At 51.3% G+C, this 16,259-nt stretch carries 13 protein-coding genes, 4 tRNA genes and 2 other RNA genes; 8 read left to right on the top strand and 11 right to left on the bottom strand.

The genetic code is table 11. The annotated features are described in order from the left end of the window. The 7 genes from CWM66_RS23610 to gltX all read right to left on the bottom strand — a co-directional run. Positions 1–230 (bottom strand): hypothetical protein (locus CWM66_RS23610; RefSeq protein WP_369878942.1); only part of this gene is annotated, 230 nt, incomplete at its 3' end. 109 nt (positions 231–339) lie between these two features. After that, the gene (locus CWM66_RS23605; protein WP_233218422.1) at positions 340–1,728 is read right to left on the bottom strand and encodes a hypothetical protein; all 1,389 of its coding nucleotides are present in this window, start codon (positions 1,726–1,728) and stop codon (positions 340–342) included. 107 nt (positions 1,729–1,835) lie between these two features. Next, a complete protein-coding gene (locus CWM66_RS23600) occupies positions 1,836–3,065 on the bottom strand; it encodes a hypothetical protein (RefSeq protein ID WP_146159947.1) in 1,230 nt (409 codons plus the stop codon). Between the two features lie 89 nt (positions 3,066–3,154). Continuing rightward, a complete protein-coding gene (locus tag CWM66_RS23595) occupies positions 3,155–5,566 on the bottom strand; it encodes a TcfC E-set like domain-containing protein (protein ID WP_233218421.1) in 2,412 nt (803 codons plus the stop codon). 173 nt (positions 5,567–5,739) lie between these two features. Further along, positions 5,740–6,237, bottom strand: a complete 498-nt coding sequence (locus tag CWM66_RS23590) for a CS1 type fimbrial major subunit (protein WP_007370921.1) — start codon at positions 6,235–6,237, stop codon at positions 5,740–5,742. Between the two features lie 36 nt (positions 6,238–6,273). Continuing rightward, a complete protein-coding gene (locus CWM66_RS23585; protein WP_107147370.1) occupies positions 6,274–7,044 on the bottom strand; it encodes a hypothetical protein in 771 nt (256 codons plus the stop codon). Between the two features lie 567 nt (positions 7,045–7,611). Further along, positions 7,612–9,027: a glutamate--tRNA ligase gene (gene gltX, locus CWM66_RS23580; protein ID WP_071921155.1), complete on the bottom strand. Its 1,416-nt coding sequence runs from the start codon at positions 9,025–9,027 to the stop codon at positions 7,612–7,614. A gap of 257 nt (positions 9,028–9,284) precedes the next feature. On the opposite strand from gltX, the gene CWM66_RS23575 reads away from it, so the two are divergent. From CWM66_RS23575 to CWM66_RS23545, 7 genes are all read left to right on the top strand, one after another. Continuing rightward, positions 9,285–9,360 (top strand) — tRNA-Val (locus CWM66_RS23575). A gap of 41 nt (positions 9,361–9,401) precedes the next feature. Then, positions 9,402–9,477 (top strand) — tRNA-Val (locus CWM66_RS23570). A gap of 40 nt (positions 9,478–9,517) precedes the next feature. Next, positions 9,518–9,593 (top strand) — tRNA-Val (locus CWM66_RS23565). A gap of 4 nt (positions 9,594–9,597) precedes the next feature. After that, positions 9,598–9,673 (top strand) — tRNA-Lys (locus CWM66_RS23560). Between the two features lie 31 nt (positions 9,674–9,704). Next, positions 9,705–9,829, top strand: a non-coding RNA gene (locus tag CWM66_RS23555) — RtT sRNA. Between the two features lie 93 nt (positions 9,830–9,922). Then, positions 9,923–10,058, top strand: a non-coding RNA gene (locus CWM66_RS23550) — RtT sRNA. Between the two features lie 324 nt (positions 10,059–10,382). Then, positions 10,383–10,733, top strand: coding sequence for a FlxA-like family protein (locus tag CWM66_RS23545; RefSeq protein WP_007370916.1), 351 nt, complete (start codon positions 10,383–10,385; stop codon positions 10,731–10,733). Here CWM66_RS23545 and CWM66_RS23540 read toward each other — a convergent pair. Continuing rightward, complete coding sequence (locus tag CWM66_RS23540; RefSeq protein WP_007370915.1) at positions 10,724–11,653, bottom strand: LysR family transcriptional regulator; 930 nt, start codon at positions 11,651–11,653, stop codon at positions 10,724–10,726. The genes CWM66_RS23545 and CWM66_RS23540 overlap by 10 nt on opposite strands. A gap of 89 nt (positions 11,654–11,742) precedes the next feature. On the opposite strand from CWM66_RS23540, the gene CWM66_RS23535 reads away from it, so the two are divergent. Next, positions 11,743–12,732, top strand: a complete 990-nt coding sequence (locus tag CWM66_RS23535; RefSeq protein ID WP_035888060.1) for a bile acid:sodium symporter family protein — start codon at positions 11,743–11,745, stop codon at positions 12,730–12,732. Here CWM66_RS23535 and CWM66_RS23530 read toward each other — a convergent pair. The 3 genes from CWM66_RS23530 to zipA all read right to left on the bottom strand — a co-directional run bounded on the left by CWM66_RS23530 (position 12,729) and on the right by zipA (position 16,035). Further along, the gene (locus CWM66_RS23530; RefSeq protein ID WP_007370913.1) at positions 12,729–12,944 is read right to left on the bottom strand and encodes a DUF3820 family protein; all 216 of its coding nucleotides are present in this window, start codon (positions 12,942–12,944) and stop codon (positions 12,729–12,731) included. The genes CWM66_RS23535 and CWM66_RS23530 overlap by 4 nt on opposite strands. After that, positions 12,945–14,963: an NAD-dependent DNA ligase LigA gene (gene ligA / locus CWM66_RS23525; protein WP_079517577.1), complete on the bottom strand. Its 2,019-nt coding sequence runs from the start codon at positions 14,961–14,963 to the stop codon at positions 12,945–12,947. A 70-nt stretch (positions 14,964–15,033) separates the two neighbouring features. Next, positions 15,034–16,035, bottom strand: coding sequence for a cell division protein ZipA (gene zipA / locus CWM66_RS23520; RefSeq protein ID WP_107147369.1), 1,002 nt, complete (start codon positions 16,033–16,035; stop codon positions 15,034–15,036). Between the last annotated feature and the right edge of the window lie 224 nt (positions 16,036–16,259).

Genomic DNA, 16,259 nt, shown 5'->3' with positions numbered 1-16,259 from the left:
CAGTTTTGCAGTTTTGCAGTTTTGTAGTTTTGCAGTTTTGCAGTTTTGCAGTTTTGCAGTTTTGCAGTTTTGCAGTTTTGCAGTTTTGCAGTTTTGCAGTTTTGCAGTTTTGCAGTTTTGCAGTTTTGCAGTTTTGCAGTTTTGCAGTGCATTATATCCATAAACTTCTTAAGGTCAAGTTTAATATTACTTTTGGAACTCTCTACTTTATTACCAACGAATTCGCCCACACATTTCCTTTGCCGTAATATCATGATGCGTCCTTATATTCCGGCGCGGTGAAATACCACGCCTTGCAGAAAACAGATTAAGTGCGGACGCATTGATTCCGGGCAACATTCACTGCGTCTGCGTGTCAAAAATCAGCGTTACCGCCCCTTTCCACGTTGAGCCTGGCGCTTTTACCATCGTTTCCACCGCAGGCCTGCGCACGCGAAAATCAACGTGCGAGCGTCGATAAGTAATAAACCTTCCGGGCACATCAATCTTATAACCACTGGCAGCAGAAGTTATTGACATATAGTAGACATCCGCACCGTTACTTTTATAACCGGGCAACGTCATCGAGACTTCCAGCGGAACGATCTGACCTGTCTGGGTATTTTGCAACCCGCAGTTTTGGTTACCACCATCATGTCCGCACTGCATTTTGACGGAAAACCCTGACGAGGAAGAGAGGGAAAAAGGTACCTCTTTACTCAGTGATGGCGGTATATGCCCGCCATTAATCCAGGGTTCCCAGCCGCCCTGTGCGCCCAGCGAAACATTCTCACTGCCAGGGGCAAATTTTATATACAACTCGTGCTCCACGGTCGCTTTTATGTGGATCCTGATCTCACTCTCAAGGTTCGTATCGGCATGAAAATCGATATCACCGTTATCGCCGAACCTGTAAACAAGGTCACCTTCATATATTCCCTCATATATATTTAAGGGTTCCGGAGTGATAACCAGGCTGGTATATCCCATAACGACGGAGCTGACATTAATTTTGCCCTGAAATACATCCATAAGTTTACCGTAACAGGTTAACTTACTTTCCGGGATCTCAAGTCTGGGGCGAACAAAGCTCTCATCAACCACTGTACTTCGCCCATGACAGCCCCCCTTCGGGTTGGTTACCGACCAAAATGTATCGCTCATATCACCGCTACTGGCATCCAGACGATTAAGCTGTGCACCAAAGTACGCTAAACGAAAAACTGCACTTATGCTCTGACCGGTTGCAGGATCGGTTAAGGTCACTGTTTTCGGAAGACCATCAAAGGTCATAGAGACAGTATTACGTTCCGGATCGGGAGATGAATAATCGTAATATTTTTCTGCCAACACACCGGGAACATTGACACCTTTATAAAGATTCAAACCAGGTTCACATGTCAAGCCGGTGCATATTGTGGTGTCGGTAAATGTATTTTTATTCGGACTATTAATACTTGCTTTAAACTCCACATTTAAAGTCCCGGATGTTGCGTGAACCAGAGTCGAGAATAACAGCCAGAAAAACGCAATACTTTTCCCGTGAATTAATTTTCTAAAATAGCCGCAGTTTCGCAGTTTCGCAGTTTCGCAGTTTCGCAGTTTCGCAGTTTCGCAGTTTCGCAGTTTCGCAGTTTCGCAGTTTCGCAGTTTCGCAGTTTCGCAGTGCATTATACCGATATATTTCACACGGTCAATTTTAATATAACTCTCGAAACATGATTCTTTATTATTACCGAACTCACTCATACATTTCCCTTGCCGTAATATTATTACGTCCTTTTTATTTCGGCGTGGCGAAATACCACGCCGGCTAAGCATAAATTACGTGCTGACGCATTAACGCCGAAAAATGTTCACTGCGTCTGGGTATCAAATATCAGCGTTACCGCGCCTTTCCACGTTGAGCCTGGCGCTTTCACCATCGTTTCTACTCCAGGACGGGAAACGCGGAAATCAAGGTGTGAGCGTCGGTCGGCAATAATGGCACCCGGCGGATCAATCGCTTGCCCATTAACCTCAGTGGTCATGCGCAGATTATTCACATCCGTTCCATTACTTTTAAAACCTGGAAACGTCAGAAAAACATCCAATGGGACGATCTCGTTGGTCTGCACATTTTGCAATGCACAATTCTGATTGCCACCATCCAGCCCTGCTCCGCACTGCATTTTCACCACGAATGGCGTGGAGGAAGTCAGCAAGAAAGACATCTCTTTCTGTAATAATTCCGGCATATGTTTGCCGTTAATCCATTGACTCCAGCCCCCCCGCGCATCAAGCTTGACATTAAGATCATCACTCCCACCGGGAAAGAAAATATTAAATGCGTGCTTCACGGTCGCTTTCAACTTTATTATTAATTCAGTCTCAGAAGTGCTCTGGGCATGCAAATCAATATCCCTACCATTACCGACAACATAAGTTATCTCACCCTCGTAGGTTCCGGCATACACATTTAATGGGTCTGGAAGTTGAAGAGTATAACCAATGCTGACATCACTGATTCTGACAAGCCCTGCAAACGGATAACGATAATTGAGAAATGCAAAGCAATCAGCTTTGCTCTCCGGATATTGCCAGGCAAATGAAGCGGCATCAGAATTAAGAGTGCTTCCACCAAGCTTTTTACAACCATTACCCGGTATACTCATAACATTCATCGCCATCCCCAGACTACCGGAAGAACCATTGAGGCGTGTATAAGTCACACCAACGAGAACAAGGCGAAAATTGACATTAATGCTGCGGTTAGTCATAGGATCTGTCAGCGTTATTATTTTTGGCGCGCCATCAACAGCCATTGAGGGCTGATAATCCATATAATCGCTGGTATTATTACTATCCAACACTCTTTCTGCTGTTAAATTAGGGATAACGACACTAAAGCCACCAAAAGATGCACAATCATTCCAGTAGTTAGCGCAAAACCCTGTGACTGGCGTAGTATTTACAAACTCGTTCAGCTGCGGCTTGCTAATATCTGCGGAAAATTCGGCAGTGATATCCATTGTGATGGCATAAAGTTGTGATGAGAATAAGGCCAAACAGAACATCACAGATTTCACAGCGATCAATTTGCGCATTTTGCTACACACGGGTAGGAAAAGCATATTTATTATCCTGGTTCGAATATCTGTATCCCTTTCACTCTGCTTATTAACCGCATTCCGTTTCATGTTTTTACTTTCCCTGTCTCATCGCTGTATGTTGTTTCTGCATGCGCCGCTTGCGTCAAGCCATCGCACACAAGATTACCGACAAACCACACATCGTCCTGAGTGCTATGGGGCGCATTCGGATCGAGCTTAATTTCGCAGGTCGCGCCGGAACGCTGCTCAACATTCAGCACCGGGATGCTTTTTTGCATTTCGAGGGTGAATAACCCGTCGGACTCGCTCATCGTTCTGCTGGCATGGTTGACGACATTCGCGCCGCCGAGCGCTTCACCTTTGCTGTTGACGAGGCGGCCCATGACCGTGACCGTTTTCATCACCCGAACGTTATAAGCATTCACGCCGCCGCGAATATGCTGGTAAGAGAGGTATTCCGGCTCAATTTTGAGCGCTGGCGCATCCGTACCGGCAAAATCGAGCTGAATGGTTCCCGGCTTCCAGGCATCGACCGGGACAAAATTGCGCCCTGCTGACAATGTTTTTTGCCCGCCGGGATAGAACGCCAGCAACTGCGCGTTTTGATCGTCCGAATCCACATTGACGATCACCCCGCCGCCCTGGTTGTAAGAAGGCAGTTTAGAGATCGCCACCTCGCCCTTACCGAAAGCCACCAGACTGCCGGTATTAATACCACCGGAAAGACGGCTATCCTGCGTGGAGCTTTGCGCCCAGAAGCTGCCCTGCGCCAGCGCGGTATCAAACTGGTTGGAGGCGCTGACGCCTACGCCATGACGATCGCCCGTCAGCGTGGCCAGCGTCGAGCGAATCGGGCTGTTTTCTCCCCACTGCTGATTGACCGACGCCGAGGTATAGAAATCGCGTTCTCCTTGCGTATCAGTACGGCTGCCCAAGCTGATGTTGCCGCTGCGGTTCTCACTGCCCAGCGAGAAGCTGGCGCTCAGGCTAACGCCCCGGTTACGCAGGCTACTGCCGTCGCCATAGGGCCTGTCGAACCCGGCTAAGCGCCAGTTAACCGCCGTTTTGCCGATCATCGTTCGGGTGTTGAAGCCAATATCGACGCCAACGCCGCTGTTGCGGCTGCTGTGGCTGAGACGCCCGGTGATGCTATTAATGCCACTAAAACGCCAGGTGCTTGAAAACGAAGTGGTGTTTTGCTGCGAAGGACGGCTGTCATATTGATACAGCTCGTCGTCCTGCCGATACCAGCTACGGCTGTGGCTCAACGCAACGTTACCCTGCTTGTGAGTCCAGATGGCCTGCGTGTCAAAACCATATCCGGTTACATTGCTGCGCCACACATTGCCATAAAGTTGCAGTGCATCGGCCAGTTGCCAGTCAATGGAACCACCAGCCTGGCGCTCATCGCCGGTTTTTTGTACCGCCATCCCCAGTGTCAGGCGCGGGTAAAGCAGGTAGTTAAGGCTGGCGCCCGCTGCCGGATCACCATTTTGTGAATCCGGATCGCTGTTCCACAAAGTTCGCTGCTGGCCGAAAAAGAGGTTGTAGCGCAGACGCTGGTCGGGGTTGCGCCATGAATAGGGTTTATTGATAGTTTCTGTGGTACGGCTGGTTTCTTTACCGTCTTCCAGTACCCGGATTTCAACTTCATAGATACCCATCGGTAATGACGTGGTATCCAGGACCTGCAAGCCGGGTACCACCGGTTGGGAGTTGATCAGAGAACCGTTGCGATAGATCTCCGCCACGCCTTCCCGGTTTGCCGTGACATAGACCGGATAGAGCGAAGGCGTGCCGCCCTCTTTCATTCGGGTATCGCTACTACCGACCATCACTCCCGCAAGGGTACTGATCCCACCGCCAGGCAGATAAGGCTGGCGTAATAGCCCCTGGCTATCGGGCATAAACAGGCCCGCGCGAAGAAAGTTCTGCTCATATTCACGCTGTGCATATAACGAGGTAATAGCGTGGCGCGACAGCGTATTCTGCCCTTGTGCGCGGCTTTGATCCTGCTGAAACTGGCTGCTCAGCGACCAGTTGCCTATTGCCGCATCCAGCCCGCCGTTCCAGCTCAGTGTCGACTGTTCTTCACTGCCGCTGGCATTAAACTGGTTATTCAAAATGATGCCGGAATCGCCGCCTTCTGGCAGGCTGTACCAGAGATCCTTGCTGGTCATTGCCGCCGGTGTCAGCAAGGCAAGGCTTGCATCGCTTAAACTGTATTCCACCGCCATCAGCCCATCCGGGCAGTCGCGGGTACACTCCCCCAGCGGAACCAGCGTTGAAAACGCCTGTAACCATCGCTGGCGATCTTCTTCTGTATATTCGCTGTCGCTGACATCGGTAAACTGAACAATGCGGGCCTGATTATCTTCCGTCAGTACTATCATCGCATCACCCAGCTTTTTACCATTCAGCGTTACTTTGGCGGACAACGGGGAATTGAAGAAATGCGCTTTAAAATCTTCAGGCATAAGTGCAGTCTGGCTCATTAAAGACTCTGTACGTGCATTGGCTGCACCACTCCCGACACAGAGCAACAGCGAACCCATAATAAGGCGAAAGTGAGACATATTTTTTTCACAATAAAAAGCAGCGATACAGCCGAAGAAAGGAGGAGAGTCAGACTCTCCTCAATGCAATGACTTTACGTCGATAGCGAAAATTAAGGGGTCGTACCGTCGGTATCGAAGATCATCGTGACGGCCCCAATATAATTACCACCGGCCGGACGTGACGAAAGCGTGCCCTGCTGGCTCACTTCGACGGTTGCCGTTTTTTCCGTTGCCGCTTCAGAATCGTTGTAAAGCTCGACGGCAGTGGTGGAATTCGTCGTCAGTGTTTTACCGGCAATTCTGACGTCCAGGTTAATAACATCAGTGCCATTCGCTGTAGTCAGTGCCGGCTGGCTGCTTAAATAAGCTTTAATATTGCCGCCGGTATTTTTCATTTGCAGCTGCTGAGAGAAAGGATTAAGCGACTGGCCGCCTTCATTCCAGCTCATTTTCTGCGTTTGCGCATCCCAGCCATTTACTGGCGTGATATAGAAATCATTGTCCGGAATCGTGGCTTCAACATTAAAGTCAATTGTCGGTGAAGCTGCGCTGGCACCAAATGTTGCCGCCAGCAGAGCTGCGAGTACTAATTTATTTGTCGATTTCATCTTTATCTCCATTAAATAATGTCATTAGCGACGTAGTTACGAGGAGCTCCCCGTTGAAAGATTTTTTTTCTGACTCCCTTCAGTCAGACTGTAGAGCCAGACTTTATTTTCCTCAGCCGTCCGTTCAAGTTTACTTCCCGGACGTAGCTGGACATTAACAGGTGAACCGCAGTTTTTTAGACTTCTGTCACAGCTCTTAATACCGCTGATAACAACCGAGGTATTGCCATTATTAGAAACAGAAAGTTTGTTATTACTGCTCGCCACCAGAGTATTAAATTTTGTCGCCTCTGGTTGAACAGTAACTATCGTACCAAAGCCCGTTAAAACGGTAACACCGGCATTGATTTGGTCCTGATATGCCTGCATATCCTTATTATCTAGACCAAATCCCTCAGTCTGGTCTGGCACTACCGGAATATAACGTACCCGGTAATATCTTTCTTTATCGCGCGAACCGGTAAACACCAGCCGATTTGTTTGCATACCGTTGGCCGGAATAATTAAACGCGGCGGTGATGAAATGATACCGGTGCCTTTCCCGCTGATTAGCGCATTTTCATCAAGAGGATGTTCAGTGGGTTTGCCGCTGTTTTTATCATAAATAATTTCGCTGACGCTGACCCGGACAAATGCTGTTGCATCGCCAGTATTATATATCCGCTTTGCCAGCGTATTTTTCTGCGCAGAAATATACTCATTTAACGCACCAACATTAATAGCTGGCCCCGCCAGACTGGTATTCACTAGCCCAACGTAAAGCATGGCAAATAAAGCCACACTACCGCTCATGGAAGAAATTTGCATTAGTGTCATCCAGGAAATAATCAATTACACAAAACAGAGGGTGCTTATTACTTATTAAAGTTTAATTTACCGACATACGATAGTCACATAAAAAAGGCTTAAAAAAACTTAATTAAGAGCTTAACGTTTTATTTTCAGAAAGATAAAAAACCATGAGCATAAATATTCCACTCATGGAAAATAAGACTAAAACAAAATCAACCAACCCCTAAAGTAAATAATCTTAAATCGCTTTCAGCGACACCTGCCAAAGATTAATTGAAATATGATAATTCTTAGCTCAACAGGCTTTTAAATATAATTAAAGGAGCACAATAATTTTCTATGTTATTAACGAAAACTGTTACTTGAGAATTGCAAAAATGGACCAGGATAATTCACGTTTTTATTCTGTCGGTGTGGTTACAGATTAAGAGTGCGCTATTTCAGCGTGCGCGATAGCCACAACTGATTGCCGCGTACAAGCGGATGCCTGTCGTTGCTGGCGCTATAAACGAAAAAACCCCGACGGCTGGAGAGCAGCGTCGGGGTACATTTCACGGCGGCTGGCATTAAGCCAGAACGGAATTACTGCTGGCTTTCGCGTTCAGCAATAAAGCCCAGTGCTTTATTGATTCGCGCAATGCTGCGGGCCTGGCCAATAGCGTGAACAGTAACGTCCAGCGCCGGAGACTGACCCGCGCCGGTAACGGCAACACGCAGCGGCATACCCACTTTGCCCATCCCGACTTCCAGTTCGTCGGCGGTAGCCTGAATGGCGTGGTGCACATTTTCGGCGCTCCAGTCGGTAATCGCTGCGAGTTTATCGCGCACCACTTCCAGCGGCTGGCGAGCCACCGGACGCAGGTGTTTTTTCGCGGCATCGGCATCGAATTCGTCAAACTCTTCATAGAAGTAGCGGCAGCTTGCGGCCATCTCTTTCAGCGTCTTGCAACGTTCGCCCAGCAGTTTCACCAGCTCGAACAACTGCGGGCCGGTACGCGTGTCGATTTTTTCCTGCTCAATATGCCATTGCAGGTGTGTCGCCACATACTGCGGATCCAGCGCATTAATGTAGTGGTGGTTCAGCCACAGCAGTTTATCGGTGTTGAAAGCACTTGCTGATTTGCTCACCGCGCCAAGTGAGAAAAGTTTGATCATCTCTTCGCGGGTGAAGATCTCCTGATCGCCACTCGACCAGCCCAGACGCACCAGATAGTTCAGCAGCGCTTCCGGCAGATAGCCATCATCGCGGTATTGCATCACGCTAACCGCGCCGTGGCGTTTAGAGAGTTTTTTACCGTCGTCGCCGTTGATCATGGAAACGTGCGCGTAGACCGGAACCGGCGCATTCAGCGCTTTCAGGATGTTGATCTGACGCGGCGTGTTGTTGATATGGTCTTCGCCACGAATGACATGCGTGATTTCCATATCCCAGTCATCAACGACAACGCAGAAGTTGTAGGTCGGAGAACCATCAGTACGGCGAATGATCAGATCGTCAAGTTCGAGGTTGCTGAACTCGATCGGACCACGGATCTGATCGTCAAACACCACGGAGCCATCCTGCGGGTTGGCGAAGCGCACAACGCAAGGTTCGTCAGCGGCATGATGCGAATGATCGTGGCGGCAGCGCCCGTCATAGCGTGGTTTTTCACCGTTCGCCATCTGCGTTTCGCGCAGTTGCTCCAGACGCTCTTTCGAGCAATAGCATTTATATGCAGTGCCCGCTTTGAGCATTTCATCAATCACCGCGTTGTAGCGATCAAAGCGTTTAGTCTGGAAATACGGGCCTTCATCCCATTCAAGGTTCAGCCAGTTCATGCCATCCATAATGGCTTCGATTGCTTCCGGCGTGGAGCGCTCAAGATCGGTGTCTTCAATACGCAGCACAAACTCACCGCCGTGGTTACGGGCAAACAGCCAGGAGTAGAGAGCAGTACGCGCGCCGCCAACGTGCAGATAGCCAGTGGGGCTTGGCGCGAAGCGAGTTTTGATTTTCATGAATTGGCCTTACGTTTATTAAAGATGCCGACCGTCGGCAATAGCTTAAAAAAGAGTGGGCGATATTCTATCACTGTGGGCTGATTCCTCAATGTTGTTGCCTCATTGAGCGGTGTATCGCGCTATTTTGTTTAGAAATCATGCTCTCGCGACGTATTACTCAGCGGTTTGTTTAATTTTACGACGAACGAACAATTTATTTAGAAAATGCGTTGACTCATTTTCAACTCTCCCTATAATGCGACTCCACACAGCGGGGGTGATTAGCTCAGCTGGGAGAGCACCTCCCTTACAAGGAGGGGGTCGGCGGTTCGATCCCGTCATCACCCACCACGATTTTCGTGGTTCCCGCAGTGTAGATAAGAATGAGAAGTGGGTGATTAGCTCAGCTGGGAGAGCACCTCCCTTACAAGGAGGGGGTCGGCGGTTCGATCCCGTCATCACCCACCACTTTCTCGCCAGCGAATTCTTATCAGTGAAGTACCGAAGTGGGTGATTAGCTCAGCTGGGAGAGCACCTCCCTTACAAGGAGGGGGTCGGCGGTTCGATCCCGTCATCACCCACCACTTCGGGTCGTTAGCTCAGTTGGTAGAGCAGTTGACTTTTAATCAATTGGTCGCAGGTTCGAATCCTGCACGACCCACCAATGTAAAAAAGCGCCCTAAAGGCGCTTTTTTGCTTTCTGCCGATCCTGAAGATTCGAACCTGCGGCAGGTTCGAGTCGAACGCAGTGAGACAACGGAGCCGTTTGCGGCGACGGCCCGAAGGGCGAGCGAAGCGAGTCATCCTGCACGACCCACCAATGTAAAAATGGCGCTGGCGGCGCTTTTTTGCTTTCTGCCGATCCTGAAGATTCGACAAAATTGTCGGGAACAATTTTGAACAACGCGCAGCGTTGGCCCGAAGGGCGAGTCTCAGGATGAGACGAGTATACCTGCGGCAGGTTCGGGTCGAACGTAGTGAGACAACGGAGCCGCTTGCGGCGACGGCCCGAAGGGCGAGCGAAGCGAGTCATCCTGCACGACCCACCAATGTAAAAATGGCGCTGGCGGCGCTTTTTTGCTTTCTGCAGTTCCCAAAGATTCACACTTTTACCCAATGGCGGCGAATGCCTTTTCCAGCCTGCAAAACTGCAAACCCTAAAATTTCCTTTAAAGCAGCAGTAAAAACTCACCTGACAGCAATCAAAAAACATCAAAACTGTTTTCTTTTCAATAAGTAAACCTGAGAACTTTTATTCATAATTTATCCTTAATGTCCGGATACGATGCTTACTTTGCGAACAACAGTGAACGCCGTTCAAGTCCTAACTGATTACGCCGATAACCCTATTTTAAGGCGAAAAGGAGAGCTCAATGTCCACCATTACAACATCAACTCCATCGATACAAAGTAGTAGCAAGGGTAGTAGCGCAGGCAGTTCGTCGACCAGTAATGATATATCTTCGCAAATCAGCCGTATTACTCAGCAGATTGCTAAGCTGACGGACGAATTGAAAAATATTTCCAGCGGTAGCGGCACGACAGAACAGAAAAAAAAGCAACAAGAGTTGATTCAGCAGCAAATCCAACAGTTGCAGGCACAGCTAGCTCAGCTTCAGCGCAAACAAGCGCAGGAAGCTGAACAGAAGCAAGCTCAGCAGCAGAGCAAAGCGGAAGGCGTGAATAACCCTTCTGACGAGCATTCGATTGATATTTACGTCTGAGTAAATAACGGATCGTTCTCACGGGCCCGGTTTAAACACCGGGCCTGTTCTTTTACCACTTCCCACAGCGCCTGCGCCGCCCCCGACAACGAACGGTTCTTCCGTCGCACCAGCATAATTTTCCGTTGCATCCCCGGCACCAGCCGTTTCACCGCAAGCTGGCTTCCCTGCGGCAATGGCAATGCCAGCGCCGGTAAGATGCTGATACCAATCCCCGCTTCCACCATTGGAAACAGCGTCGCCGGATGACCAATCTCCTGGACAATCGCAGTTTGCAGGGAAAAATGCTGTAACGCCGCGTCAATTAACGGTCGACTTCCTGAAGCATAATCCTGTACCACCAGACGTGCGCCATCAAGCGCGGACCAGGGAACTGCCGCAAGCTGCGCCCACGGATGGTCGTTGCGGCAGAGCAGAAAAAAGGGCTCTTCCAGGATCTCTTCACTTTGAAAATCGCTCACCGGACCGGGATCGATCACAATGCCAAAATCCACTTCCCCCTGACGAATGCTCTCCAGTACCCACTGTTGCGGCCTGTCATGCAGCACAAAATCGATCTCCGGATAGCGCTGGTTACTGCTGGCGATGCACTGCGGGATCAGGTGCGCGGAAATGGTCTGGCTGGCGGCCACACGTACGGTACCGGTTAATTGCTGGCCGACGCGCCCGGCTTCGCGTAGCGTGCTGCTAAGCTCATCTAACAAGCGCTCCAGCCGCAAAGCCAGTTGCTGGCCCGCTTCGGTCAGCACTACTTCACGGGTAGTGCGATCGAGAAGACGCACGCCGGTTTGCAACTCCAGCTCTTTCACACTGTGGCTGACGGCAGACTGGCTCAGGCCAATGATGTCCCCTGCCCGGCTAAAACTTTTGGCCTGCGCGACGGTGACAAAAACGCGTAACTGACGTAATGAGTAATTCATCTGATTAATTCATGAATGGATGCAATAAATCAATTTTATTTCTCAAAGGAGAAAAAGCACAATAGCGGCATCGACTTTCAGGAGTGCACATGAAACTTTTTCGAATTCTTGACCCTTTTACCCTCACGCTGGTGTGTACCGTTCTGCTGGCCTCTTTCTTCCCTGCGCGCGGCGGGTTTGTTCCTTTCTTTGAAGGGCTAACAACCGCCGCTATTGCGCTGCTGTTTTTTATGCATGGCGCGAAACTGTCACGCGAAGCGATCATTGCGGGCGGTAGCCACTGGCGTTTGCATCTGTGGGTGATGTGCAGCACCTTTGTGCTTTTCCCGGCACTCGGCGTGCTGTTTGTCTGGTGGTCGCCAGTAAATGTCAGCCAGGAGTTGTATACCGGCTTCCTCTATCTGTGCATTTTGCCCGCCACAGTGCAGTCGGCGATTGCCTTTACCTCACTGGCGGGCGGTAACGTTGCTGCCGCCGTGTGTTCTGCATCGGCCTCCAGCTTGTTGGGGATCTTCCTCTCGCCGTTGCTGGTCGGCTTGCTGATGAATCTGCACGGCGCCGGGGGCAGCCTCGAACAAGTGGGCAAGATCATGCTGCAATTGCTGCTGCCGTTTGTGCTTGGTCACCTGTCACGTCCGTGGACCGGCGCATTTGTGGCAAAACATAAAAAATGGATTTCAAAAACCGACCAGACTTCGATCCTGCTGGTGGTTTACTCCGCGTTCAGCGAAGCGGTGGTGAACGGTATCTGGCATAAGGTGGGCGTCGGTTCACTGCTGTTTATCGTGGCTGCAAGCCTCGTACTGCTGGCGATTGTCATCATGGTGAACATTGTGGTGGCGCGGAAGTGCGGCTTTAACAAAGCGGATGAAATTACCATTGTGTTCTGCGGTTCGAAGAAGAGTCTCGCCAACGGTATCCCGATGGCGAACATTCTCTTCCCGACTTCAGTGATTGGCATGATGGTGCTGCCGCTGATGATCTTCCACCAGATCCAGCTGATGGTTTGCGCCGTGCTGGCCCGCCGCTACAAACGTCAGGCGGAGCAGCAGCAGGCACAGGAAGCGGCAAAAGCCTAGCCGCGCTTCAGGGGCTGCACCAGATGGCTCAGCCCCTCGGTTTTGATAAGCAGGGTAATCTGCATCAACTCGCCCAGTCGCCCGGCAGGAAACTCATCTTTCCGGGCGAACCACAGCAAATACTCTTCCGGCAAATCAATCAGCCGTCGCCCTTGGTATTTACCAAAGGGCATTACGGTGTTGGCGATGTCGACGAGCTGTTCTTTTTCCATTTATTCCCCCAGCAGCCGGATCATCTCCGCTTCATCAATCACAGCGATCCCCAGTTCCTGCGCTTTTGCCAGTTTTGAACCTGCCGCTTCCCCGGCGATCACCAGATCGGTTTTTTTCGACACGCTACCGGCCACTTTGGCACCCAGTGCCGTCAGACGAGCTTTGGCCTCATCGCGAGAGAGCTGGCTAAGGCTACCGGTCAGCACCACCGTTTTACCGGCAAACGGGCTGTCGATCTCTTCAGCATTGACCACTAACGGCGCAGGCCAGTGAATACCCACTTCGCCAACCAATTGCGCGATGACTTCGCGGTTACTCTCTTCATTGAAGAAGTTGTTCACGTGCTTCGCGACCACAACGCCGACATCGGGTACTTTTTGTAGCTCATCCACCGATGCCGCCATCAGCGCATCCAGCGTACCAAAATACGCCGCCAGCCCAGCCGCCGTGGCCTCACCGACTTCGCGGATCCCCAGCGCATAAAGGAAGCGGGCAAACGTCGTCTCTTTGGCGTTTTCCAGCGCAGTAATGATGTTTTGCGCCGATTTTGGCCCCATGCGATCCAAGCCGGTCAGCTTGCCCGCCGTCAGACGGAATAGATCCGCAGGTGTCTGGACATACTCTTTCTCTACCAGTTGGTCGATGATTTTATCGCCCATGCCGTCCACGTCCATCGCGCGGCGGGAGACAAAATGTTTAAGCGCTTCTTTGCGCTGGGCGCCGCAAATTAAGCCGCCGGTACAGCGGGCGACGGCTTCGCCTTCAACACGCTCCACATCGGAACCACATACCGGGCAATGTTGCGGGAAAATCACTTCGCGCGTCTCTTCCGGGCGCTCGGCGAGCACCACGTTGACCACCTGCGGGATCACATCACCGGCGCGCCGAATCACCACTTTATCGCCAATACGCAACCCCAGCCGATCGATTTCATCAGCATTGTGCAGCGTGGCATTACTCACCAATACGCCTGCAACGTGTACCGGCTCCAGCCTTGCAACCGGCGTGATAGCCCCGGTGCGGCCAACCTGAAATTCGACGTCGCGCACGAAAGTCATCTGCTCCTGCGCCGGGAATTTGAACGCCACCGCCCAGCGCGGCGCGCGCGCGACAAAACCCAGTTGCTCCTGCAACTCCAGCGAATCAACTTTAATCACCACGCCGTCAATGTCGAAGCCCAGCGTCGGACGATCGTTTTCCACCTGACGATAGAACGCCAGCACCGCTTCCGGCGAATCACAAAGACGTATGCGCTCACTCACCGGCAAACCCCAGGCCTTGAACTGCTGCAAACGCCCCATATGGCTACGCGGTAGCTCGCCGCCTTCGAGGATGCCGACACCGTAACAGAAGAAAGTGAGCGGGCGTTTAGCCGTAATACGCGGATCAAGCTGGCGTAACGACCCCGCTGCTGCGTTGCGCGGGTTGGCGAACACTTTTGCGCCGGTACGACGCGCCTCTTCGTTGATCTTATCAAAACCCGACTGCGGCAAAAAGACTTCCCCGCGCACTTCAAGGCGGGCGGGAATATTGTCGCCGTGCAGTTTCAGTGGGATAGCGCGGATAGTGCGCACGTTGCTGGTAATGTCTTCACCGGTTGTCCCGTCGCCACGCGTTGCCGCGCGGATCAGCACGCCATTCTCATAGAGAATACTCACCGCCAGACCATCGAGTTTTAACTCGCAGCAGTAGGTCAGCGCATCGGTGCTTTTCAACCGATCCTGTACGCGTTTGTTAAAGGCAAGGAAGCTCTCCTCGTCGAACACGTTATCCAGTGACAGCATTGGCACTTCGTGGCGTACCTGGCTGAAGGCAGTCAGCGGCGCCGCGCCTACACGCTGAGTGGGCGAATCGGGCGTAATCAGCTCCGGGTGTTGCGCTTCAAGCTCGCGCAATTCACGCATCAGGCGATCGTACTCGGCGTCCGGAACTTCCGGCGCGTCCATAACGTGGTACAGATATTCATGATGGCGAAGCGTCGTTCGCAGCTCTGTTAGTTGTTGTTCAATCGATTCCATGTCGCACCATCAATGATAAAAAACCCCCGACAGGCGGGGGTTCTGGAGTGGAATATTCGTGGTCAATCCATTACGCGTTGGCGTCTTTAACCTCGCGAATACGATCCTGGTATTCACGCAATTTCTGCGGCGTCATCATCCGGCGCTGATCGTCAAGCACCACACCGCCCACTTCGTCGGCAATATGTTGCGCGGATTGCAGCATCAGTTTGAAGTTTTGCAGTTCATCACCGTAGGACGGCACCTGCATAAAGATCGTGACGCCAGGCGTGGTCAGCTCGCCCATCGTTTCAACATCAAACGTTCCCGGGTTAACCATGTTGGCCAGGCTGAAGAGCGCCGGGCCGCTGCCGTCCGGGCTGAGATGGCGATGGAAAATACTCATATCGCCAAATTTAAACCCGGCCTGCAAAATACTGTTCAGCAACACTTCGCCGTTGAGCGTGCTGCCATGATGTGCAGCGACGTTCATGATAATGACGGTTTCTTTGCGCTGCGGTTTTTCCTGCGGCGTTTCGATAACCGGTTCCGGCTCTTGCTGCGGCGCAGGTTGATGAGCCTGCGGCTGTGGCTGATGATGGGGCTGCTGCGGCGCTTGATACTGCGGTGCGTGCTGCTGCGGAGCTACTGGCTGCGCGGTTGGGCGAACAGGCTGTTGCTCAAACGCCGGTGCCTGCACTTGCGGACGCTCTGGCTGATGCGGCTGATTCCTGGATTGCGGCGCATGGTGCGGTGGCTCTTCGGGTTGAACCGGTGCAGACGGACGCGGCTGCGCCGACGCGTAAGGCGGCTGATATTGATGTTGCGGAGACTGACGCGGCGCATCCTGCTCGTTACCCGATCCTGGCGCGTGATTCACTTTGTGAACGCGAACTTCACCCACGCCTTCGTCTTCATCGACATCCTCGTCATCTAAATCGTCGTCGTCACGTCGCGACTTCATGCGTTTTAATGGGCGATCGCGGAACATTGAGGAACGTTCTTTACGGCTGGTCCAGAAACCGTGAACCAGTAAAGCGATTATGGCGATCGCGCCAACAATGATTAATATCAGACGCAAATCCTGCATCATTATATTCTCTGTTGTTCTAACACCTTGCCACCACGGCAAACATTTACTCACTAAGAGTATTTGCCGATTACGTCAAGTGCAAGTGTGCTCGTGGGTTTCACCGCATAAAGATGAACTAAATTGTGCTTTTTGCTGTTTTTTCGAACATTTCTGAACAGGTTTCGCCGCCCGGATGAATATTATAAGCTGCCGTGCGAGGATCATCAGAAAAGGAGTATAGCCAG

The organism is Kosakonia sp. H7A (assembly GCF_003028445.1).
Lineage (GTDB): Bacteria > Pseudomonadota > Gammaproteobacteria > Enterobacterales > Enterobacteriaceae > Kosakonia > Kosakonia radicincitans.
The sequence above is the reverse complement of the archived record's forward strand: the minus strand, read 5'-3'. Positions and strand labels throughout refer to the sequence as shown.

What these genes read in the sequence shown, in the direction of transcription:
- CWM66_RS23605 (WP_233218422.1), bottom strand. Translation starts at nt 1,728, where the DNA reads ATGAGTGAGTTCGGTAATAATAAAGAATCATGTTTCGAGAGTTATATT.
- CWM66_RS23600 (WP_146159947.1), bottom strand. Translation starts at nt 3,065, where the DNA reads ATGCGCAAATTGATCGCTGTGAAATCTGTGATGTTCTGTTTGGCCTTA.
- CWM66_RS23595 (WP_233218421.1), bottom strand. Translation starts at nt 5,566, where the DNA reads ATGAGCCAGACTGCACTTATGCCTGAAGATTTTAAAGCGCATTTCTTC.
- CWM66_RS23590 (WP_007370921.1), bottom strand. Translation starts at nt 6,237, where the DNA reads ATGAAATCGACAAATAAATTAGTACTCGCAGCTCTGCTGGCGGCAACA.
- CWM66_RS23585 (WP_107147370.1), bottom strand. Translation starts at nt 7,044, where the DNA reads ATGCAAATTTCTTCCATGAGCGGTAGTGTGGCTTTATTTGCCATGCTT.
- gltX (WP_071921155.1), bottom strand. Translation starts at nt 9,027, where the DNA reads ATGAAAATCAAAACTCGCTTCGCGCCAAGCCCCACTGGCTATCTGCAC.
- CWM66_RS23545 (WP_007370916.1), top strand. Translation starts at nt 10,383, where the DNA reads ATGTCCACCATTACAACATCAACTCCATCGATACAAAGTAGTAGCAAG.
- CWM66_RS23540 (WP_007370915.1), bottom strand. Translation starts at nt 11,653, where the DNA reads ATGAATTACTCATTACGTCAGTTACGCGTTTTTGTCACCGTCGCGCAG.
- CWM66_RS23535 (WP_035888060.1), top strand. Translation starts at nt 11,743, where the DNA reads ATGAAACTTTTTCGAATTCTTGACCCTTTTACCCTCACGCTGGTGTGT.
- CWM66_RS23530 (WP_007370913.1), bottom strand. Translation starts at nt 12,944, where the DNA reads ATGGAAAAAGAACAGCTCGTCGACATCGCCAACACCGTAATGCCCTTT.
- ligA (WP_079517577.1), bottom strand. Translation starts at nt 14,963, where the DNA reads ATGGAATCGATTGAACAACAACTAACAGAGCTGCGAACGACGCTTCGC.
- zipA (WP_107147369.1), bottom strand. Translation starts at nt 16,035, where the DNA reads ATGATGCAGGATTTGCGTCTGATATTAATCATTGTTGGCGCGATCGCC.